Origin of the sequence: Adhaeribacter rhizoryzae (assembly GCF_008629685.1) — a bacterium.
Taxonomy (GTDB): domain Bacteria; phylum Bacteroidota; class Bacteroidia; order Cytophagales; family Hymenobacteraceae; genus Adhaeribacter; species Adhaeribacter rhizoryzae.
Genome location: NZ_VWSF01000010.1, coordinates 181,209 through 204,476, shown reverse-complemented (window position 1 = coordinate 204,476; position 23,268 = coordinate 181,209). Strand labels below are relative to the sequence as shown.

The 23,268-nt window shown below is 43.3% G+C and carries 11 protein-coding genes; 6 read left to right on the top strand and 5 right to left on the bottom strand.

Annotated elements, in window-relative coordinates; all coding sequences use genetic code 11:
* Window positions 1-409: 409 nt before the first annotated feature.
* The gene (locus tag F0145_RS14475; RefSeq protein ID WP_190277555.1) at window positions 410-6,856 is read left to right on the top strand and encodes a T9SS type A sorting domain-containing protein; all 6,447 of its coding nucleotides are present in this window, start codon (window positions 410-412) and stop codon (window positions 6,854-6,856) included.
* A gap of 312 nt (window positions 6,857-7,168) precedes the next feature.
* Here the strand turns inward: F0145_RS14475 and F0145_RS14470 are convergent, their stop codons facing one another.
* The 3 genes from F0145_RS14470 to F0145_RS14460 form a co-directional block, all read right to left on the bottom strand.
* Window positions 7,169-9,262 carry a CHAT domain-containing protein gene (locus F0145_RS14470; RefSeq protein WP_150089127.1) on the bottom strand — a complete coding sequence of 698 codons (2,094 nt, stop codon included), beginning with the start codon at window positions 9,260-9,262 and terminating at the stop codon, window positions 7,169-7,171.
* A 4-nt stretch (window positions 9,263-9,266) separates the two neighbouring features.
* Complete coding sequence (locus F0145_RS14465) at window positions 9,267-10,763, bottom strand: metallophosphoesterase family protein (protein ID WP_150089126.1); 1,497 nt, start codon at window positions 10,761-10,763, stop codon at window positions 9,267-9,269.
* Window positions 10,764-11,181: 418 nt separating this feature from the next.
* On the bottom strand, window positions 11,182-11,634 hold the full coding sequence (locus F0145_RS14460; protein ID WP_150089125.1) for a hypothetical protein: 453 nt from the start codon (window positions 11,632-11,634) through the stop codon (window positions 11,182-11,184).
* A 477-nt stretch (window positions 11,635-12,111) separates the two neighbouring features.
* Here F0145_RS14460 and F0145_RS14455 point away from each other — a divergent pair, with 477 nt between their 5' ends.
* Both F0145_RS14455 and F0145_RS14450 read left to right on the top strand, forming a co-directional pair.
* Complete coding sequence (locus F0145_RS14455) at window positions 12,112-12,483, top strand: DUF3471 domain-containing protein (protein WP_150089124.1); 372 nt, start codon at window positions 12,112-12,114, stop codon at window positions 12,481-12,483.
* A 425-nt stretch (window positions 12,484-12,908) separates the two neighbouring features.
* On the top strand, window positions 12,909-15,575 hold the full coding sequence (locus F0145_RS14450; RefSeq protein ID WP_150089123.1) for a cation-translocating P-type ATPase: 2,667 nt from the start codon (window positions 12,909-12,911) through the stop codon (window positions 15,573-15,575).
* 229 nt (window positions 15,576-15,804) lie between these two features.
* On the opposite strand, the gene F0145_RS14445 is transcribed toward F0145_RS14450, so the two are convergent.
* The gene (locus F0145_RS14445; RefSeq protein ID WP_150089122.1) at window positions 15,805-17,748 is read right to left on the bottom strand and encodes a PAS domain-containing sensor histidine kinase; all 1,944 of its coding nucleotides are present in this window, start codon (window positions 17,746-17,748) and stop codon (window positions 15,805-15,807) included.
* A 595-nt stretch (window positions 17,749-18,343) separates the two neighbouring features.
* Between F0145_RS14445 and F0145_RS14440 the strand changes: the two genes are divergently transcribed.
* Entirely contained in the window at window positions 18,344-18,796 is a 453-nt protein-coding gene (locus F0145_RS14440) for a GNAT family N-acetyltransferase (protein WP_223816067.1), read from the top strand.
* A gap of 227 nt (window positions 18,797-19,023) precedes the next feature.
* Window positions 19,024-19,254: a hypothetical protein gene (locus F0145_RS14435; protein ID WP_150089121.1), complete on the top strand. Its 231-nt coding sequence runs from the start codon at window positions 19,024-19,026 to the stop codon at window positions 19,252-19,254.
* A 46-nt stretch (window positions 19,255-19,300) separates the two neighbouring features.
* Here the strand turns inward: F0145_RS14435 and F0145_RS14430 are convergent, their stop codons facing one another.
* On the bottom strand, window positions 19,301-21,280 hold the full coding sequence (locus tag F0145_RS14430; RefSeq protein WP_190277554.1) for a cytochrome c peroxidase: 1,980 nt from the start codon (window positions 21,278-21,280) through the stop codon (window positions 19,301-19,303).
* A gap of 255 nt (window positions 21,281-21,535) precedes the next feature.
* Here F0145_RS14430 and F0145_RS14425 point away from each other — a divergent pair, with 255 nt between their 5' ends.
* The gene (locus F0145_RS14425; RefSeq protein ID WP_150089119.1) at window positions 21,536-23,191 is read left to right on the top strand and encodes an alkaline phosphatase PhoX; all 1,656 of its coding nucleotides are present in this window, start codon (window positions 21,536-21,538) and stop codon (window positions 23,189-23,191) included.
* Window positions 23,192-23,268 lie beyond the last annotated feature (77 nt).

Below are 23,268 nucleotides of genomic sequence, written 5' to 3'. Positions count from 1 at the left end.
TTAAAGCTTTGTTATTTTGGGTCTAAAAATAGTAATAAATTAATAAAAATTTTATGAAACGAATATACTGCTTTTTACTGATAAATTAGAAAAAAGCTATACTTAATGTGTTTAAAGGTGTTTTAAGGCATTTTATTATAATTAAAAATCCTGAATAATAAATTGGTTAATGAACTCGTCGGGTAAAACAATGGTTTTGACTTGAATTTAATCAAGTTTGTAGAATTAATAGTAGTGATTATAAAAATTGAATTATATTTACTTATAAATATTAATTAAAATATATGTTATAGTTGCTCATGTATAATAATTGATAGTTTTTAAATAGTGTTGAGGTAGGTGTTTGTGGTTGTTTAATATTGGTTTTGTATAAGAAATTAAATTGTTTATATTTTTTTATTTTATGCCTATGAAAAAAAGCTTACGACTTCTGTTATTACTAGTGGCATTTATTCCTTTTCAGGTTTTGGCGGAAGGCTCCAAGCAGCTTACTCCCAATAAATCCACTAGTGCACTTACCGACCCTAACAACGATAAATCGGGTTATCTGGCTCACGATGCCAATTTGCCCAGTGCTTCGGGGGTATCTATTTCATCGTTAAGCTTTTTAAAGCCAGCCGGCTTTAGCCGCAACGGCGCTACTTATTCCAAAGATCATCGCTTGTATATTCGGGTAAAGGCCGGCGAATCGATGTATTATGGGGTGCACCGGGCTATACACGACCAAACTTCTGCCAGCCAGGGCAAATTAGTGATTACCATTCGCCGGACCAATGCGGCTACTGGGGTAGATGATGCTGCTTACAGTGTCTCAACCACCCTCAACAACGATTTAGCTTCTACCCGCGGTATGTTGCTGGTAGCTAACCAATTTGGGGTAATAGATAATGCTACGGAAGCCGATAATGGACCCAACCGGGGCAGTATTGGCGGCAAACCGGCCGTTACTACTGGTTATACTCCTTTGGTTATCAATAATAATATTGTAAACGGCGTTGCTATTGATTATGATTATTATGTGGAGTTTACGCAAGTAGGCGAAGCCAATATGGCCGATGAAACCCGTTTTTCGGTGTACGATTTCTGGGACTTTACGGTAATTGATGCCACCGGAACAGAACGCCAGGGCCGGATGCGGAGTAAATTGTGGGCTTTTTCGGCGGGTGGTGCCACTAACGTTTTCTCCAGAAATTTTAACATGTTCCCGCTGGTGCCTAGCGATGACCAGCCTGGTAAATTTTTTGTGAAGAAAGTAGAACTGGCCGGTATTGCTCCGCAAAACTTTTTCCGGTTTGTAACCAACAGCATGGGTACCAATAGTGGCGCTACGCTCGAAGAAAAAAGAAAAAGCCAGAACAGCCAGCAAGATTACCCGGAATATTTCAGCTTTGTAAATAACCCCGATATAACAGAATGGCCGAGCGTTGCTACACCTACCTTTAATGTGAGCTTAGTAAACTCCTGCAATACCAGCACCAACGGCGGTAAAACTTTATTTAATATTAACAGCAGCGATCGCAGCACCTTAATTGTATTAATTAATTTAAATGGCGTAGCCGGTTACCAGCCGGGTACCAAAGATGTACTGCTGGAGCAAAGCGGTCCTAAAGGATTGCGTACCCTGGAGTGGAATGGTTTAGATGGTACCGGTGTGGTAGTGGCCAAAAATGCTAATATTTCTTATTCTTTCCGCAATGGTTGCGCGCCTATTAATTTCCCGGTGTGGGATGCCGAAGTAAATAATGGCTTTCGGGTAGAAGATGTACGGCCGGTGGCGGGTTCTAATTATAATAGCTTGCTGTTCTGGGACGATCGTAATTTATCTACCACTTTATTTCCGGTCCCGCAAATGGAATTATTTGGAGCAGCGGCTCCCAGCGGCTCTACTACCGGTATTCACAACTGGGGTAGTACCACATCTACCGCTACCAATTATAATGCCGGCGACTTAAAAACCGTTAACACCTGGACCTACGGTTATACCAACACACTCGACCAGGTTTCTACTTTTAATTACGATTGCAGTGCCGATTTAGCTGTTACCAACACGGTTAACGCAGGTCCTTATACCATTGGTAAATCTTTAACTTATACCGTTACGGTTACCAACAACGGACCCATTGCTGCTACCAATGTGGCAGTAACCGATTTGCTGGATGCAACCAAATTACAGTTTGTGAGTGCTTCGGATGCTGCTTATAATAGTTCCACTGGCCTTTGGACGGTAGGTTCATTGGCAAATGGCGCATCGCGTACGTTAACCATTACGGCTAAACCGCTGGTAATTGGTGCTATAGCAACTACCGCTACCCAAACCCATACCGAGCCCGACAATGTAACGGGTAACAATGCGGCTACTGCTACTATTACCGTAGTATCGGCGGCCGATATTAGTGTAACCAATAATACTTCTCAGAAAATATATCAAAACGGCGACCAGGTAACCTACACCATTACCGCGCAAAACCTGGGCCCTAATGCTGCTACCAACGTGGTGGTAAACAGCAAACTGCCCGAAGCATTTGTAACCAATACTATTACATTTGTGCCGCCGGCCGGTACTTCTTATAATGCCACAACCGGCGTTTGGACAATCGGTAACCTGGCTTTAAATGAACTTAAAACTTTAACAATTACCGGGGTGGTATCGCAGTTAGGTGCCATAACCACTACAGCTTCTTTAGGCGACCGTACAGGTTTTCAACTAGATGAACAAGCTGGTAATAATATTGCTTCTCAAACCATTACGGTTAATCCAGCCGCCGATGTAGCTGTAACCAGCCTGGCAAGCAATCAAGCTCCTAACCAAAATGAAGTAGTGGCCTATACGGTTACGGTGGTAAATAATGGCCCGAATAGCGCCACCGACGTTAAGGTAGCAAACCAGATACCAGCCGGGTTAACTATTACCAGTTTCGAAGCAACCGCGGGCACGTACGATGCGGCTACCGGCACCTGGACGGTTGGAACCTTAATAAATGCCGGTCAGCAAACGCTTACGTTGTATGCTAAACCAACTACTACTGGTCCTTTAACGCTAACAGCTACACAAACCCACACCGAGTTCGACCGCGTAAACGAAAATAATTCAGTTACTACTACTTTAACGGCAGCTGCTACCGCCGATGTAGCGCTTACCCATACGGTAACGCCGCCGGCTAACGGCACCAATTATACCAACGAGCCGGTTACCTACACCATTCGGGTAACCAATAATGGCCCAAGTGCAGCTACTAATGTAATTGTTACCGATCAACTGCCAGCTTCGTTAACTTATAATAGCGCGGTTACCTCGGCTGGCACGGGTACTTACAACCCGGCTACTGGTACCTGGCAGGTGGGCAATCTGGCAAACGGCGCCAGCGCTATGCTTACCATTAATGCCACCATTAACCAAAGTGCGGTAATAACCACTACCGCTTCGCAAACGCATACAGAATACGATAATATTAATGGCAACAACAAGGCTACTGCCAGTATACAATCTGGCTCAGGCGTTATTACAGCTGATATAAACGTATTAACCACGGCAAATGCCAGTACCTACTTTACGGGCGAAGAGGTAATATTTACCGTAAGAGCTACCAACCAAGGTCCGGATGGTGCTACGAATTTAACTTTATCGGCCCCATTGCCAACCGGGTTTACATTTGTGTCGGGTACTCCCAAAATAGGTACGTATAATCAGAATACCGGCATCTGGTCTATTCCGTTGTTGGCGAGTGGCGGCTTTACCGAATTAACTTTAATAGGAAAACCGGTGCCAGATGCAACCGTTACCACCAATAAGAACTACGCGTTTACGGCCGCTATTTCGGGTACACTTAATCAATACGAAAACGATGTTACCGACAATACGCATACTACCAATATTACGGTAAAGAAAAATGCCGATGTAAGTACCAGCATGACGGTAACCAGCAATTCGCCGGATGGTAACTATTACCATAACCTTACCGAGGCAACTTTTGCGATAACCGTTGCTAACTTAGGTCCGGATCGGGTTACCAATTTAGTCGGTAAAGATTCCCGCACAGGTAAAATAGATTTTACCGGTTTTACAGCACCAGCGGGTACTACCTACAATCCGGCAACCGGATTCTGGGCCGTGGGCACTTTAGAATCTGGCGAAACCAAAACCTTAGTGGTAAAAGGCATTCCTAATACAACGGGCCGTATGAACCTGGGTGGCGAAGTTTATGCCGCCGACCAGCCCGATAGTCGCGTTGAAAATAACAAAACCCTGGCTTTACTTAACGTACTCCCGGTGGCAGATGTAATAGTAACCAATACCGCTCCGGCTAACTTTAACAACGGCGAAAATATTACCTTCACAGTTAAAGTCCAAAATAATGGACCTGATGCGGCTACCAGCTTAAAAATTGAAGATGTATTACCTGCCGGATTGAATTTGGTAAGCGCGAATCCTTCTTCGGGTACTTACCAGAACGGCATCTGGAGCCTGGGCACTGATTTATTACCGGGTGCCGGCAATGCCCAAACCCTTACCTTAACCGTAAAACCGCAGGCAGCCGCTACTTATAGCACCACCGCTAAGGTTTTATCGGTAAACGAGTACGACCCAACCATTACTAATAATAGCCAAACTGCCCAAGTACAAGGTATATTAACCGCCGATATCGCGCTTAGCAATACTTTACAAGCCGGGCCTTATTACGTGGGTGAAAAATACAGCTTAACCATCAAGGCTACTAACCTTGGGCCAGACCCCGCTACGGGTGTTGTAATTGGGGCTGCCGTAGCCCCGGGTATGATAATGGTGCCGGGCAGCGGCACCCCGGATGTTGGTACATCTATCGACCCGGCCACCGGCATCTGGACCATTGGCAACCTGGGCGTTAACGAAACCAAAAATTTAACCATGCTGGTGCAGCCCACCTTAACCGGTACCCAGAATAATTTAGGCTTTAAAAAATCTGCTAACGAATACGACCCAAATGGCGGTAACACCAGCAGCGGCAACAACAGTACGGTTATTACTTTGGTGGTGCAAGACCGGCCGGCTACGGCGCAAGTTCTGTTAAACAACAAACATTGGTTTTATTTTAAAACCGGTCAGCATATTGCCCTGATTACAGATCCGGACGGACCCGTGCAAACCACCCGTTTCCTGGGCGGCACCAAAGATGGGATAGCTATAACGGCGCTGCCGGCCGGCATACGCCTGGACGCTAACGGCGAACTGGAAGTAGATTACCGGTTTGCGATAAAGCCAGGCAATTATTCCTTAACCATCGAGTCGGTAGATACTAACGGCGGTACTACCCAACACCAGATTAATTACCAGGTTTCCGGCGACTGGGATCAGGATGGGGTAGAAGACGAAATAGATTTAGATGACAACAACGATGGTGTTATTACCGAAGCCGGTGCCGTTAACCCAACCGGTGATGATGATAACGACGGTATCTGGAATTTTCTGGATAAAGATTTTATTCACCCGGTTTACGGCGCTTTCCGCGACCGGAATGGCGATGACATTAACGATGCCTTTGATATGGATTTGGATGGCTTGATCAGGGGCTACGATGTAGATATTGATGGCGATGGTATTCCAAACGTGATAGAAGCTTACGGCGGTAAAATACCTCCCGGCAATATTTATGACCCGTTAACCGGCACTATTAAAGGAGGCGTAAACGAATTTGGTATACCGCTCGCTATTTTAAAACCCGGCACCAATAACCAATCTATCTTGCCGGCTTTAGACTCAGATGGCGATTCCCGGCGCGATTACGAAGATGTAGATTCCGATAATGATGGAATTTTAGATAACGTAGAAGCCCAGCTTACCAATCCGTTTATTGGCCGCTCCGGCCAGGACAGCGATTTAGATGGTTTAGATAATGCCTACGATGTTACCTGCGGTTGCAGCACAGCCGGCATAGCTATTACGCCAATTAATACCGATAAAACCGATAACCTTGATTATTTGGATTTAGACAGCGATAACGATGGCTCGGCCGATTATATTGAAGCCTTCGACGATAACCAGGATGGCACTTCGCTGGACGATTTGAAAACCCGGGCCGCTGCTTTCGAAAATTCTCAAAATAAAAATTATTATACCACCGCCGATGCCAACAACAACGGCGCACCTAACTGGCTGGAATTAATAGACGGTATACCAGGGTTTTTAAAATACGGCTCCGCCTATTACCACGATACCGATAAAAACGGCTTAGTAGATTTATTCGATAATTTATCGGGCGGCCGTGCAGTAAACCTGCAAACCAACAGTTCCGATAATCAATACAGTTTCCGTTCGGTTATTGCCCCGGTAGTATTGCCGGTAACCCTGGTAAGTTTTAGCGGCAAGTACGAGCAAGGTCAGGTGTTGTTGAATTGGGTAACGGCTTCCGAAAAAAATAACAGCTATTTTGCCGTAGAAAGAAGCCACGACGGCAATATTTTTAATGAAATAGGTCGGCAGGCAGGTGCGGGCACCAGCATACAGGTTACCCGGTACGCATTCCGGGATGCAAAAGCCAGTGCCGGCGTACATTACTACCGCTTAAAGCAAGTAGATTTTGATGGTACCTTTGAGTACAGCAAAACCATTGCCGTAACTGTTACCAACCAAAAAAGCGAATCGGTGCAGGTAAATTTATTCCCAAATCCGGCCCGGGAATATATTAACTTAAACTTAAGCGAGTTGCCCCAGGAAAAAGTACTCGTAGAAATGATAAGTTTAGATGGTAAAATATTAAACCAAACCGAAGTTGCGGGCGGAATGGAGCAGCGCATTAAAATTCAAAACCTGGCGGCCGGCCATTATTTAGTTCGAATCCGGTATGCTGCTTTTGTTAAAACCCTGCACCTGATTAAAGAATAAATTAGTTTAAAATATTAAAGCTGTACCGGTGCTTAAATTTAAGAGCGCTGGTACAGCTTTTTTGCTTTAAATTTTTCCTGCCTTTAAAAGCATTCTTAAAAATGATTGCTGCGCTTACTAATAAAGCAAAGTACCTCCCATCGATGTTATTCCGGAGGAATCTTATTGGCTACCTGCTAATAAGATTCTTCCTGAATTCTTCGAGTTCTGCAGAATGACGGAGGTGAGTGGGGATTCTTTAGAAAATATTGGAAAAGAAACTAAGGCGCATTTTCAATTTAGTAAGGGTATAAAATCTATTAGTAGATAAATTTATTTCCAGGTTTCTTCCACTTCTTCCGGAAACTTAGAGATAACTGGGCCCATCAGATTAGGCAACGGATCTAAGTCAGAAATTTTGTTAAACCACTCGGTATAACGTAGCATTTGCCGGCGGGTGGAGTAAACGGCAAAAGAATTTCGGCCGGCAATTTCTATAAAATCATCGGTAAATTTTAAGGCCTGGGTTTGCGCATCATGTAAATTATCCCAATAATCTTTTTCGGGTTCTTTCGGAATTAAAATAATATTTAATAAATAAAGCTCTGCAAGGTTGCTATGGGCCCAGATTTGGCGTTTAAGTTCCGCGCTGCGCAAATCATACTCCGATAATAATTTGGCCATCGACCATAATTGCCGTAATTTTTTAATTTCGGCTTCCTGCTCTTTTTCCAAAGTTAAATTTTCCAGAACAGGAGCGGCTGCGTATTCCGGCCGTAGTTTGTTCAGAATTACCGAGAGGGAAATATATTGCACCAGTGCCCAACTATCGAAACGCTGGAGCACAAAAGTTTGCCAGTAATGATCGCGGGCACTGCGCAACAGTTCCAACGATTGTTTACGGTCCTGTTCCCGGTCTTTAGCCCCAATTAAAGAACTGTGCGTAGTCGAAAACAATATTTCGGCCTGTCGTTTATCGGTGCTGGCCTGTAGGCCCAAAATACGAATCTGCTCGCCGGGCAACCGATCCAGTAAGCGGTTTAGTTTACTTTTAGCTTTGTTTATTTTTCCCCGGGCACTCACCAATAGCTGTTTAATTTCCGGATTTTCGGTTTGGGGTAGCTCGGTTTGGGGTAAACTGGTGTCCGTGGTTGCCAGCATGACCCGCATGGTCGTAACAAATTGCCGGATGGCTTCATCGGCGTGGTTCATGGCTGCATTTATACTGCGTAACGCTTGTTCTATCTGTAAATCGGAGAGTTGTTTTTCAAAATCGGGCGGAAAAGATACGTAAGCAGTTAAACCGGCCCAATCGTGTTTATCCTGAAATTGTGCGTATAGCCGGCGGCGTAAATCGTATAATAATTTACGCGGATCGGTGCCCCAAAGCAAACCTTCGTACAAGCAATCTACCAAACAAACAGAACCCTCAAAAGATAACGGAAACTGGGCCGCTACTACCATAGGAATGCCGGATTCGTGCAGCGCGTGGGCAATACTGGCCCCGGCCCCGGCTACCGAACCCACACTGCCGCTGTCGCAACTCGCTAAGGTTACAACCACGGGTTTAGCCAATTCGCCGCTATCGGGCCGTTGCGACGGGCGTAGAGCCGTAGCTAAGCGAGCGCCGCTAATATATTCGGTTTTGTAGGGATCGTGGGCGCTGTGCAAAGCCAGGAAAAAACGGGTATCGTAATTTTCGCGGCGTTCTACCCCGTGCGCCAGAATATGAATATGCGTGAAAGTATTAGTGGCGCATTGTTTTTCAATTTCTTCGATAGAAGCTCCCGGTAAAAAAAACAAGTGCTCATCTACCCGCTGCCGGGCCATTTCTGCATCATCTTTATGAAAATATTTAACCCAAGGTTCAATTTGCCGGCGCAAAACCAGTAAATGCGATTCTACCGGAATTTCACCTACCTCGGGCGGCGAAGCCGCAATAAATAAAATGCGCGGTACCTGGGGCCATTGTAGTTTTTCGCCGGGTACCCGCCGTATTTCGCGGGTTAAACAAATGGGCATTTGGGGCTGCAGCAATAAATGCTGGCCTGAGCCGGGTAAGCCATTGGGCGATAACGCTAACTCAAACGGTAACAAAGCTAATTCGGAAGCCGAAATAATCAGGCGTAAATGCGTCAGGTTTTCGTTGGCGTTATTGGTTTTACCCGACTCAGCGGTTAAGCCCGGAATAGCCCCCAATATTTCGCCTAATACCCGGGCCGTATCGTTTAACTGAAACACCCGTGACTCCTCACCAAATTTATACCCCAGCGCACTTAGCCGGTGCAAAAACTGGTTGTGCTCAAAAGGTACGTGTATGGTAACGGCCCCATGATTCTCGCACAAGGCCAAATACGGCGTTAGGGGAGAGAGTAATTGGTTATGCGCCGGGCCGTGCCTTAACAGTTCAAGCGTTATTGTCCGCATGTTATTACTTGGTTTGAGGAGAATCTACTAATATTGGTTCGCCAGGTTTTGGGTTCAGATACCGTAATTTACCGGTGGTAATGGGGCCATCGGCTATAATAGCTACTACCGGAAATCGCCGCACCACATACGGCTCCAGGGCTTGCATACTGCCGGCTTTAAAAGCGTTAAACACCTCCCGGAATTTAGCTTGATCCTGCAATAATTTTTTTTCTAATTTAATTAGTTTGGCCCAGGTACCACTGTTAAAATACTGCCCTTTTTTTTGCCGGCGGGGCAGTACCCGTTCTAGGTGGGTATGGCCGGCAATAATATAATCAACCTGATCGCCCACTAAAGTATTTAACCGCTCGAAAGTTTCGTCTTCCTGGTCTAAATCAAAACTGCGATCTTCCTGTAGCTGTTCTAAGGCTTCGCGCAGTACTTCGCTTTTATCTTCGCCCCAGATAAATTTAAACAAGGCCGTGGGCAAGCCCAGGTTTTGCGCCCGCCTATCCTGGTCTACTAAAGTAACCGGCCGGACGTTTGCTTGTAAGCGCTTTTCGGTTTCGGCTAGTAATTCGGCGGCATATTGCTGATTATTTTTAGTTGCCATACTGCCAGCCGCTTGGTAATAAAATCCGGACGAATAGGTAGGCAAGCTTACTGGTTCCGTAATATTGATTTCCTGGTTTGTCACTTCCCGCCCCAGGAACCCCGTGGTTATTCTTAATTTATCCCACAACAGCCGGCGGGCTGTAGCGGTAATGGCAAAAAGTTTATCTTGCTGTTCGGGTGCCAGCGCCAGTAAAGTAGGCAAAACAGCTTGGGCTTCTGGTTTAAGCAAATCTATAAACGGGTACTGCACTTTAAGCCCGTTCATAATCTGAATAACTAATTGGGTGCCGGCATTCGGTATCCAGTTTTCTACCGGACGGCCCTGCATGATGTCGCGTCCTAGCTGCCGGATGGTTTCGTAATCGGCTATATTCCATTCATCTACCTCGTTGCCGTGTACACAAAGAACCTGGGCATTACCTACCCGGCAATTATAACCGGTTCCTTCAAAGGCTAAGGTAATTCTGCCTTTAGCTGCGTCGTTGTCGGGGGCAAGCATTTGTAGCAAATGGGCTTTTACCCAAGGCAAAGCCAGTTCTAAATCGTGGTTACCTAAATTTATAATTAAGGTCCGGTTTAAGGTTGCCACAAATTGTTGGAGGGCTTGCCAAACCATTGTAAAAGCCGGATCGTGAGCAATGCGGTTTAATTTGTCTATAGCGCCAAGCGGGTCGAAGGGCAACGCCGGTTTTTCGGCCAGAAAATCTACTAAATCGCCGTTTATGAGTAAAGCAATATTTTTTGCTGCATCTTTGGCACTCAAATATTCAATGAGCCTTTGCAGTTCTGCGCCGGCGTCAAAAATCTGAAAGCCCTGGGTTCCGCCTAAATGCAAATCCGAAATAACGTATAATTCATCGTACTGCGGAAAATAATTGGCCGGAACGGTAAGTAAACTTTTCATGAAGCAACTGTAAGTTGAAAAGTGTCTATTAATATTTAGAATGTAAGAGAAAAAGCAGCAACTTTTTAAATTAAAGCTTTACTAATTAAGGCTATAATATAGCTTATAAACAGTAAGTTAAGATTGTTTAAATTACAATTAATATGCCTGCACCAGGCCCGGAAATTTCAGGTATACACTACCTGCACCTTTTTCCAATTGCCTGAATTAAATTGCCCCTGACTTTAGTCAGGGGTGCCAAAAACCCGGGGCTAAAGCACCCGGGCAATGCCATGCTGCGCTTACTCACCTGGCTATTGTGTTTTCACTGGCCAGTTCTTTGGGTTAACAGTTATTACGGCAGTTTTTTACTGTTTTAAAAAGTTTTACTTCTTTAAAAATATTAAAGGCTACGCATCCGTAATGCTCTAATAGCGCTTCAAATATTTTCAGGTAGATTAGCTTCTTCTTCAAAAAGCCACTGTATGGCGGCTTCCTTACTGGTAAATAATTCTAATTTGGTGTTAATACCTAGTTCGGTTAATTGTTCTACCATGTTATAAACCCGGATTATATCTAACTGGGCCAAACTTTCTTCGGTGGTAAGCCGCGCAAATTTTGAAAGATTGCTTTGTTTAAGCAGCGGCACCATTTCCCGTATTACCCAATTCTGGTCGGCAAATTCTATGTAGTGAATAGCACGTGCATCGCTTAGCCAGAACTTACTTTTGTTGGCAAGTGTAAGGTCGGCTAACATTTTAAACAATCGCCGGAAATCCTCGCTGTTTGGGTGCCGGAACCACTCTACGTAAATAAATTTAGCTGTATTATCTACCGTTACTTGCAGAAATTCGTCCAGGTATATTTGTCTTAAATTAAGTTTACTATGCATTAGAATTACAAGTAACAATAGCAGGTTAAAAGATGCAGATGATTTGTAAAAATATCAAAAATATAATTTAATACAGGAATTGTACAGTTTAATTTTACAAATAATATTACAAAGATTAGTTAAGCTACCTGCTTAGGTTTATGGTTTAGTTAGGTAGGATTTACTGTTTAAAAAATCTCCACTTAAGTTGGTGGGTTGTAGATGTATATTTAATTACCTTCTGCAGCAACCAGACTATAAACGTCAGCACAATTTATTTAAGATTAAATATTTAATATTAAACAAATTCGGGTGTTATTAACTTGGTTCAGGCTTAAGGTGAAAGAACCAATACAATGTTGGAATATTTATTTGGTAAAATTTACGGAATAATTTCTATATTGAGATTTAATGGCTAATTAGTACACGTTACTGAGGCGCATATATTTTCATTTATCGTATTCAAGAACCCTTAAAAAACTTTCATTATTCTGTACCATGAAAAAATTATTTTTAACCTTTACTTGCCTGCTTTCTTTATCGGGGTCTTATGCTGCTACTTCTGAAGTACCAAATGCCAAATCAGCCAATATTATGGTTGTTGCCGACCCGGTAGATCTGAACCATTACGTTGGCAAATACAAATTTGAAGGGCTACCTTTTGAATTTATTACAATAGCAGTAAAAGAAGGAAAACTTACGGTAAATACAGGCTCCGAAGAAGGCATTTTAACCCCTTTGAAAGATGCCGATAGTTTTGATGCTGCCGGGCAGGCCACGCTAAAGTTTATCCGGAATGCAGAGAAGAAAGTTACGGGCGTTACGCTCCAGGCCCAAGGGTTCGACTTTGAAGGTAAAAAGGAATTATAATTTACCAGCATCATTCTGCTATTAACCTGGTCTGGTGATGTTTACCGGGTCAGATTAAATAGATATCTTGGCTTTCCTGCGCAAGTTGATTGCAGGGCGGGTTACAGGCATAAAATATTAAAGGGGGATTGCGGAGAAGAGCGCAATCCCCTTTTTGTTTTTAGATGAGATAGTGGATAAACACCGAGGGTAATATTTTGTACGATTTAGTCCGAAAAACCTAATTTATTAATTGCCGGTATGCTGATTATCACGAAAGAAGTTATTTTTGATTTGCTTAACCAGAAAAGGCTTGCCATAAATTTTACAGATTACTTAAAAACACGTACAAACCTGCCAGGGCTAAGCTAATTTATTCCTTCATTAATTGCTAATTATATACAAACCTGAAACCAGGCAATTAATCTTATATTATAAAACTCCGGATGAATATTTGGTACACTAAATCTAAAGAAGAAGTATTAAACCAGCTCCAAACATCCAGCAAGGGGCTTCCGGATGCAGAAGTTGATAAACGTCTGGAGCAATACGGCCCTAATCGGTTAGCTGAAAAGAGGCGGAAAAGCCCTTGGAAGTTGTTGTTTCAGCAGTTTACCGAAACCATGGTACTCATTCTGATTGTGGCCGCGCTGCTGTCGCTTTTTCTGGGGAAAACCACCGAAGCGGTTGCCATATTAGCCATTGTTGTTCTTTTCGGGGTATTGGGGTTTTTTCAGGAGTACCGGGCCGAACGGGCAATGGCCGCGCTGAACCGGATGGTTGTGCCAATTGTGCGGGTAAGCCGAAATGGAATTATAAAAGAAGTATCGGCGCAAGATTTGGTACCCGGCGATGTGGTGCATCTGGAAGCCGGCAATATTGTTCCGGCCGACTTACGGTTGTTAGAAGGATTTAACCTGAAGATTCAGGAAGCTGCCCTAACCGGAGAATCGGAGCCAGTAGAAAAAAATATTGCCCCCCTGGAAAAAGCAGAAGTTGGCATTGGCGACCGGAAAAATATGGCCTACATGGGCACCATGGTAACGTATGGCCGGGGCATAGGCATTACGGTAGCGACCGGCATGGAAACCGAATTAGGCAAAATTGCGAACCTGATTGGTGCTGTAGAAACCACGAAAACGCCGCTCCAGGAAAAACTCGATAAGTTAGGTAAAATGCTGGCCGTGGTAGGCGTGGCGGCGGCAGCCCTGATTTTTGGTATTGGCTTACTCATGGGCGAAGCCGCCAGTTCGATGTTTCTGACTGCCGTAAGTATTGCCGTGGCCGTGGTGCCGGAAGGTTTACCGGCCGTAGTAACCATAACCCTGGCACTGGGTGGCCAGCGCATGCTGCAGCGCAACGCTTTAATCCGGAAATTGCCGGCAGTAGAAACGCTGGGCTCTGTAACGGTTATCTGCTCTGATAAAACAGGCACGCTTACGCAAAATAAAATGACCTTAACGGTGGTTGAACTACCGGGCCTGCAAGTACAATTAAAGCCCGAACAAACCCCTGATTTACCCGAACAAGCTGCTGCACAACTTAATATGGCGCTCTCCGTGGCGGTATTGTGCAACGATGGAACCTTAGACCGCGCAGCTGACAACGACGACGAACAGGTATTAGGCGACCCCACCGAAACTGCCTTACTGGTAGCCGGAGCCCGGCAGGGTATATACAAAGAAGATCTTTACGCCGTATTACCCCGCATAAACGAACTGCCTTTTGACAGTGAACGCAAAAGAATGTCTACGGTGCATCAGGTTAATAACGGGGCCGACTTTTTAAATGCTTTACCAGACAGGCCGTATTTAATGTGCACCAAAGGCGCCCCTGATTTGCTGCTAGCCGCATGCGATTCGGTTTGGGTAAATGGGGCACCGGTACCTTTAGATGCCGAATGGGTAAGAAATATTCAGGAAGCAAATACAAATCTGGCGCAAAACGGCATAAGGGTACTGGGTCTGGCCTTTAAACAACTCGATAATGCACAAGTAGATGGTAATCTGGAAAGTGAACTTACTTTTATGGGCTTGGTTGGCCTGATTGATCCGCCGCGCGAAGAAGTAAAAGCCGCCGTTGAAAATTGCAAACTGGCTGGTATTAAGCCTATTATGATTACCGGCGATCATCCTTTAACCGCCGCTGCCATTGGCCGACAGTTACAGTTTGGCAGCCAGGCAGATACCATATCGGGCGAGTTGCTGCACCGGGCAACCGACGAGGAATTATTGGATTTGGCACATAAAACTACCGTTTACGCCCGGGTATCGCCGGAAGATAAGTTGCGCATTGTAAGTGCGTTACAGCAAATAGGCCATGTAGTAGCCATGACCGGCGATGGCGTAAATGATTCGCCAGCCCTGCGGAAAGCAGATATTGGCGTGGCTATGGGTATAACCGGCACCGACGTAGCCAAAGAAGCGGCCGATATGGTTTTGCTCGACGACAACTTTACGACTATTGTGGCGGCCGTAGAAGAGGGGCGGGTAATATTCGATAACTTATTACGGTTTATTAAATTTTCTTTAGCCGGCAATATTGGCAAAGTGCTGGTAATGATGGTTGCGCCGTTTTTTGGCTTAGTAATAGCACTGCAGCCCTTGCAATTATTATGGCTGAACTTGCTAACGGATGGCTTACTCGGGCTGGGGTTGGGAACAGAACCCGCCGAAGAAGATATCATGCGCAGGCCACCCCGAAACCCGGAGAAAGGGGCCCTGGATAAAGACGACATAATCCGGTTAAGTTTATTGGGTATTGCTATTGCGGCTATTTCGTTGGGTTTGGCTTTGTATTATTATAATCCGGCTAATCCGGCAGATCATACCTGGCAAACCATGTTGTTTGCCACCATTGGTTTTGCCCAGGTTTTTCAAGCGTTGGCGTTGCGGTCTTCGGCACATTCGGCTTTTAACCTTACTACCAATCCGCTCATGACAGGGGTAGTAATAAGTGCAATTTTATTGCAGTTGGCCGTTATTTACCTGCCTTTTATGAAAAGCTTTTTTAACCTAGTACCTTTAGCCGCCACAGATTTGCTCATTTCTATAGCCGCCGGCAGTATTATATTTTTCGTAATAAAGCTTATTAAAAGATTTGTTAAAAAGTAGCCTAACCTGTAATATTATTGAATAAGAATTTTATACCGGATAGATAAACCAACTTTCGGAGAAATTATTTCTTTTCCATCCTACCCAACATTGTCATTCCGGAGGAATCTTATTGGCTGCCTGTAAACAACCTTCTGAATGACAGAACTGGGTGGTAGGCCTTTACTTTAATTAAAATCGCATTATTTCATTTTGATTTAATGCAAGCAAATATTATTGCCTAGGAAAGTTAAAAACTAAGTTTTGGGCTGAATAAAACCTTAAAGGTTGAACCCTGATTCAATTCGCTTTCCACTACTATCCGGTCGCCGGAATTATCTAATATTTTTTTAACCAGGTACAAGCCAATACCGGAGCCTTCTACATGGGAATGGGCGCGCTTAAACAAGGCAAATATTTTATCTGTCTGGTTAGGGGCAATACCCAAGCCGTTATCCGAAACAGAAAGCTGGTAAGTATTGTCGGGTAATATTATGGAGCTTATGCTAACTTGGGGCTGCCGTTTTGGGTCGGCGTATTTAATAGCGTTAGATACCAGGTTGTATAAAATACTACGAATGTTTTTACGCGAATAAACCAGGCTTTCAAATTCCAGCGTTTCCACAATTATTTGTACTTGGTGCGTTAATATTAAATCGCGCAAACTTTCTTTTACTTCATTTATCAGCCGGGGAATATTTACCTTTTCCGCTTTTTCTTTATCCTGCTGTACCTGGGTAATATCGCCTAAATCGGTAATTACGTGCTTAAGCGATATAATAGAAGAATCCATTAAACTTAAAATCTCCTGGTGTTTATTTATATCGGAACCTAAATCTTCCTGCAAAGCCATTAATAAACCTTCGAGGTTGTCAATGGGTGCCTTTAAATCGTGGGAAGCCGTGTAAACAAAATTATCCAGGTCGTTATTAATCCGCACCAATTCTAAGTTTTTCCGCATCAGTTCTTCGTTGCGGCGGCGTTCGGTTAAGTCGCGGGTAATTTTGGCAAAGCCCAGCAAGCGCTTATCTGTATTATAAACCGGCGTTAATATTACGTTGGCCCAGAAGGCAGTACCATCTTTCCGGAGGCGCCAACCTTCGTCTTCGAACCGGCCATTTTCTATAGCCTGCGCCAGCTCAAATTGCGGGTACCCGTTTTCAATGGCTTCGCGCGGGTAAAAAACAGAAATATGCTTGCCAATTATTTCGTTTGCCTGATAACCGTTAATGCGCTCAGCGCCCACATTCCAGGAGGTAATCAGGCCTTCGGGGTTCAGCATCAGAATAGCATAATCCTGCACACTGTTTATTAACAACCGGTATTTTTCTTCGCTTTCTTTTAACTCTTCGTTTATCCGGAATAATTTTTCTTCGAGTTGTTTTTTATCGGTAAGGTCGCGGGTAATTTTAGAAAAGCCAATTAATTCTTTTTTGGGGTTATAAATAGCCGTAATAACCACATTGGCCCAAAACGCCGAACCATCTTTCCGGTAACGCCAGCCTTCGTCTTCGTACCGGCCTACAGCCCGGGCCTGTTTTAATACGTAATCGGGGTAACCTTGCAAAACGGCGTCGCGGCTGTAAAATTTAGAAAAATATTTGCCAATAATTTCGTGGGGTTCGTAACCTTTAATTCTTTTCGCGCCTTCGTTCCAGGTGGCTACGTGGCCAGCCGGGTCCAGCATAAAAATGGCATAATCGGTTACGCCGCCAATTAGTAAGCGGTATTTTTCTTCGCTGTCTTTTAACTCTTCGTACGCTTTAAATAAGTTGTCTTCGGCCCTTTTTCTTTCAGATAAATCGCGGGTAATTTTAGAAAATCCAATTAACGCGCGCTCCTGGTTATAGACCGGCGAAATAATAACGTTGGCCCAAAACACCGTTCCATCTTTCCGGACACGCCAGCCTTCGTCTTCGTACCTGCCTTTTGCCTGCGCTTCCTTTAATTCAAAGGCCGGATAATCGCGATCTTTATCGGCGGTGGTATAAAACGTTGAAAAATGCCTGCCAATAATTTCGACTGCTTCATATTGTTTAATGCGCTGGGCGCCGGCATTCCAGGTGGCTACGTGGCCGGTAGCATCTAATAAAAATATAGCGTAATCAGTGATATTTTCGATTAAAAGCCTATATCTATCTTCTGAGGTACCGGGGAAACTTACATTAGAACTAACCTGCACCGCTGAACTCATGTTGGGAAGAATTAATATTTTAATAAATTTTAAGAAAACTGAAGCCTTAAAAGCTAGGAAAGATAATTAATTGTATAAATTAATATTTAAAGAGATTTTGAATATAACTTAAAAGATTTTTCCTCAATTACTTACCGAATTTCGTTATTTAGAATGGAACAAATTATTTAGTTACGATAATTTTGGCCTTAAGTTGAAATATTATGCTTGGCTACCAGCCTTTATTTGCTCCAGCTTTTTTCGAAATATAAATATATAGATAATTATTTATATAGTTAATTTAAAAATCCATTATAAAGACTTTTGCCGATTAGCTAAATGGAAAAACTAATCTTTAATTCTAATAGCTGATAAATTCTAAGTTGTAATAAAAATTAAAAGAGGAAAATGCATTGCTTTATTTTATAGGCAAAGCTTAAAAATGGATTTATGAATAACTATAATGAAAATGGAAAAAGTGTTTTACTTATTAAATATTGAAAGAGCGTTATAGCATGTTTGTGCTGTTTCTTCCTGAGTTAAGTACAAGAAAATAAGGCACTATAAAGAAAAACAAGGTATATTTTAAATATTTGATAAAAGCTTTTAAGAATACATGTCTGAAATTACAAATATTAAAGTCGAAAGTGCCCAAGCAAAAGATTACGACGAAATGGTTAATATTTGGGAGGCTTCAGTGCGGGCAACGCATCTATTTTTAAAAGAAGAAGATATCCTTTATTTTAAACCGTTAATCCGCAACCAATACCTAAAAGCAGTAACCTTGTATTGTGTCAGAAATGAGAAGGGTTTTATAGAAGGTTTCATCGGGATTTCAGAGGACAAAATAGAAATGCTCTTTATAAATCCGGCAGTCCAGGGAAAAGGGATAGGTAAACTTTTAACCCAATTTGCCATCAATAATTTAGGTGTTTCTAAAGTAGATGTTAATGAGCAAAACCACCAAGCTGTAGGGTTTTATCAGCATTTGGGGTTTAAAGTAATTAACCGCTCGGCATTAGATAGTTTGGGCAAGCCTTACCCCATTTTGAGTATGGCTTTAACTTAATAACTATATCTTTTACTACTCAATATTCTATTACTCCCAAGCGGAAATTTTTGGCAGCCAAAAGTTTTTCTCATGTGAGTTTAATGTTTAAAGTCATTTTGAAAAACTAATTTAATAATGCCAGAGGTTGGCTAAACGTTGCTATGGGTATAATACGTAGAAATACATAAAAACATCAACCAAGACTTTAAAAGCAACGGTATACTTATTTACAAAAAAATAAAATTATGGCAAACACCTTTCCACTTAAATTTACTTTAGAAAACGGTACCCACGTGGTAGTAAATAATACCGCCAACCACACTTATGCATTTACCTTAAACCCGGAGAATGGCCCATCGCATGAATTTACCTACATAGACGACGGCAGAAGCAAAACCGAAGTAGAAGAAGGCCTTAATTTTGAAGAAATAGATGCTTTGCGCCAGTTCTGGTTAGAGACGGAAAATATTAGCTAAATTTTAAAGGAGCTAAGAACAGAAAATTAATTAGTCTTAAAGCGTGTTAATAAACACCACCCACCGGCCGCTTATTTAATTTTCGGTGCAGCATTAGGCGAGGTAAATTTTTAGGCGCGGCAATTATTTGGGTGCTTGTGGTATCCGTTAAAGAATGCATAAAAGCCACTAAATCTTGCTTTTCGGTTTCAGATAGGTTTAATGCATTGCTGGGCAAGGTTTGGTGAGGAACGGCCATGCCTAACCCTGCACCGCCGCCTCGGTCGTAAAATTCAACTACTTCGGGCAGGGTAGTAAAAACACCGTTGTGCATGTAAGGCGCGGTTACGGCAGCATTGCGTATGGTTGGCGTTTTAAAAGAATATTCAAAAACTTCGGCCGGAATTACGCCCGCTTTTCCAATGTCATTATCTAAGGTTGGGTTATTTAAGTCTGCCATAGCGGGTACGCCCAATATTTCGGATTCGCTTTCCAGAAACCGGGGCGGAACGGTGCCGTTGAAAATGGGGGCAAAATGACAAGTGCCACAAGCGGCTTTTCCCATAAATAAATTAAAACCCCGTTTAGCCGCTTCGTCAAACTGGGTGGTTTCGCGGCGCATGTACTGGTCGAAAGGCGAATTAAGAGCCACTAAATTTTGGACATACGCAGCCACGGCCCGGTTAATGGTATTGGTGTTTAAACTTTTACCTGATTCTTCCGGAAAAGCGTTTTTGAACATTTTTTTGTAAGCCGGGCTTCGCTGCAATTTTCGAACCACTTCTTCGTAATTACCATGCAGTTCATCGTTTTTTACTACCACATCCGGCACCTGGTCTTGTAAATATTGCGCCCGGCTGTCCCAGAAATAAGCAGTACTAAATACCGCATTGAGCAGGGTAGGAGAGTTACGTTTTACCGTGCCTTTAAAATCAAAAGCCAGGCTTCGGGTTAAACCATCGGCAAATGCTTTATTAGGGGCATGGCAACTGGCACACGAACGTTTATTATTATCGGATAAGAGCGGGTCGAAAAATAAGGTTTTTCCTAACTGAATTAGTTCAGGCTTTTGGTCCTGCCGGTCCTGTTTGGCGTAATAACCGGCTTCCAGAAAATTAGGGCTAAATAAACTAATGGCTTTATTGTTAACTGGTTTTAAGGTAGAAACTGATTCGGGTAAAACTTGTTCCTGCAAATTGGTTAAAGCGCCATAAGCCGGATCTAATATTTCCCGGATAAAGTAAAGCCGATCGAACGTGTCAAAATCCGGGTGTTTGTTTAAATATCGAATGGCTGCTTCCAGCTTTTGTGCGGCTAGTTGGCTATAGTTTGCTCCTGCACCAGATGCGTCTTTATTAAATAATTTAACAGCTGTTAGTATTGGTTGCAGGGCTACAGCACAATTAGTTAATTCGTGGCCGGCCGCCGGCGCATCAAAACCCGTAATGCCCAAGGTCATAACCCGCACCAACTCTTCCCGTAAGCTTTCGAGTAGCTGCTTGGTGGTAAGCGATTGGTTGGGGAGGCTATTCTGAAATAAACCTAATTTTGATTCCAAGGCATAGGCCAGTACAATGGCTTCCTTCGTGTTTTCCGGCGAAACATCCTCGGCGAATAATAGTTCTTCCAGCACCTGTAAACCCTGGGGAGGAAAGGTCCGGAAGCTTGGTTTGGCAAATGGAACGGTTAGGTAATTCGCTTCTTCAATTAATACTTTGGGCAGTGGCGCGCCGTTCAGGCTTTTGGCTAATTCAGGGTCTAAATATTCAAGCAGGTATTCCACTTGTTTATAAGCAATTTTAACCTTGTAAAACGCTTGTCGCGACTCCGCTAAAGAACTTTTATTTTCTTTTAATAAATTAATCTTTTTGGTGAAGTTCTTTGCCTGTTGTTGAAGCGCGGCTATATCTTGCTCAAAAGTTTGTTTTATTATGATTACTTCCTGGTTTTGCGGTTCAGAAGTAAAAGAGGTAAGCAGCACACTCAGAAACAAGGTTGTACTAATAATTAATAGCAGCGAACGCAACGGTTTAGTAATTCTTGGCAAGAAACTAAATATCATTTGGTATAAAGAGTAAGTTGTTACAAGAAGGATGCTCTACAAAGAAAGTAGCGGGTTGTTAGCTTAATTTTAAGGATAGGTTAAGTTTTTGTTAATAAGCCAAAGAAGTTATTTCTTAACCAACTAATTTTAGGCTAATTCTGGTTTAATAACAATAGAATAATATTAGGCTAACTTTAGGTTAAAGTACCCTTAGTTGTTTTGGGCGTTGAATCATTTTATGCAAAACCCAAATTAACTATGAACAAATTTTACGAAGGTCTGTTTGTAACAGCGATGGTAACGGCAGGTGCTATTTGCAGCCAGCAGGCAGTTGCCCAGACAAAAAAGAACGCCGAAGCCGGCGTACCTGCAAAAAACAAAATTGGTAGTTTTATTTCGGTACAACCAACCGGGCAAACCAGTACCACGGTAATTCCTTTTGAAACCCATAGCTTTCAATTGCTGGCCAAATCTCGCTTAACAACTTACCCCGATGGTTCGTTAATGCCTATTGGCAACGATTTTACTGCCTTTGTAGGTAAAAATGGCAGCAGCAAAGAAGGCTATTTATCCATCAACCACGAAAATACACCGGGTGGGGTATCTATCCTGGATTTGCATCTGGATGAAGCTCAGAATAATTGGGTAGTAGATGCCGTACGAAAAGTTGATTTTTCACCGCTGGTGCAAACTACCCGTAACTGTTCTGGGGGTATTACGCCCTGGGGTACCGTTATTACTTCCGAAGAAACTACTACCCGCGCCGATTTAAATGGCGACGGTTACGAGGATGTAGGCTGGCAGGTAGAAATTGACCCGGTATCGGGTAAAATAATGGATTATGACGGCGATGGCAAACCCGATAAACTGTGGGCCATGGGCCGCATGAGCCACGAAAATATTGCCATTAGTCAGGATCGCAGAACCATTTATCAAGCCGAGGACGGCGGTTCTAACGGTGTCTACAAATTTGTGGCCGATGAAGAAGGTAATTTATCGGAAGGCAAACTTTACGTGCTGAAGCGTGATAGTGAAACCGCCACTACTGGTACCTGGGTACAGGTGCCAAACACAACCAAAGCCGACCGCAACAATACGTATGTAATTGGCCGGTCGCTTGGTACTAACTGGCGTAACCCTGAAGACATTGAATTTGGCCCCGATGGCAAAATGTATTTTACTACCAAAGGTACCGGCGATATCTGGCGCTTTAAAGATAATGGCGCTACCGTATCAGAAATTGAAGCCTGGGTAACTCGCCAGGAATACGAAATTACCTATAACGGCGGGACGCAAAAAGAAGACTGGAATACCGGTATCGATAACCTTACTTTCGACGGCGAAGGAAATTTATGGGCCTTACAAGATGGTGGAAACGACAATGTTTGGGTAATACGGCCGGACCACACCCCGGAAAACCCGAAGGTAGAATTATTTATGACTACCCCGGCGGGTTCTGAACCTACCGGCCTTACTTTCTCGCCCGATTTTAAATATGGTTTTATTTCGCTGCAAAACGCCAGCAGTGCCAATGCAACTGTAACCCTAGATGCGGCTGGTAATGAGGTGGTATTTAACACCGCCACTACCATTGTTTTTGCCAGAAATCAGTTTTTAGGTAAAAATGGTAAAGGTCCAAAATCACAGGTATCAGCCAACCTTACTGCTTATCCGAACCCCTTTGTAAACAACAGCCAGGTAAAAGTTAATATGCCCACAGATGCCGACGCGGTGCTGGAAGTTTACAATATGAAAGGTTTAAAAGTTGCCACTTTAGCCCAAGGTCTGCTTAAAAAAGGTGAGCATACTTTTAGCTTTAATCCTGGCACCACGGCCAACGATATTATTTACCTGGTACGCCTGAAAGTAGCGGGTCAGGAAATTTCAACAAGAATTATCAGAGCCGAAAATTAATATACCTTAAATAATTAGAAAGGCTACAGACGATGGCTTTGTAGCCTTTCTGAATTTTATAAATCCATTAAATAAAA